Genomic DNA, 538 nt, shown 5'->3' on the forward strand with positions numbered 1-538 from the left:
CATTATGCGTTTTATCGAGACGTCATTCGAACACATTTGGAATTGGAACCTAATTATTGCTATCATATAGCCAATGTGATTATGAATTTTAAAATGCCAGGTGCCGTCATGCCTGATTTTGAAAATAGAATGGCTGTAATTGCAAAAGAAGCTAACTATGGGCCGCTGCAATATTTTGATCAAGTACTTGATGTAATAGTTGATTATTGGGGGTTAAAAGACTTACGACCAATTGCACCTCTAGCTGAAAAAGCAAGAATTGAGATTTTGGAGTACCAAACAAGATTGAAAAAAATACGGGATCGATTTGGTCGTTTTCAAGGGAAAACTGATCTACGTTAATTAGAGGTTTCAAAATATACGCGAGGAAATTCCCCTTCCCTTTATTGGAAAACTGGCACGGACAAGGAGCCGTAAGGATGAAAGAGAGGTAGGGCTTTCATTGTTTTAGGTAATATACAATCTAAGTCATTATTTCTAGAAGAAAAAACAAGCAATCTCACTGCTATCTTTAAGAATTTCTTACATCTACTGAGAC

General features: G+C 36.2%; 1 protein-coding gene. It reads left to right on the forward strand.

Going from position 1 to position 538, the window contains the following annotated elements; all coding sequences use genetic code 11:
* Positions 1-342 (forward strand): acyl-ACP desaturase (locus tag CN326_RS23965; protein WP_176524767.1); only part of this gene is annotated, 342 nt, incomplete at its 5' end.
* Between the last annotated feature and the right edge of the window lie 196 nt (positions 343-538).

The sequence above is a fragment of the Bacillus sp. AFS018417 genome, assembly GCF_002560985.1.
Classification (GTDB): domain Bacteria; phylum Bacillota; class Bacilli; order Bacillales; family Bacillaceae_G; genus Bacillus_A; species Bacillus_A rhizoplanae.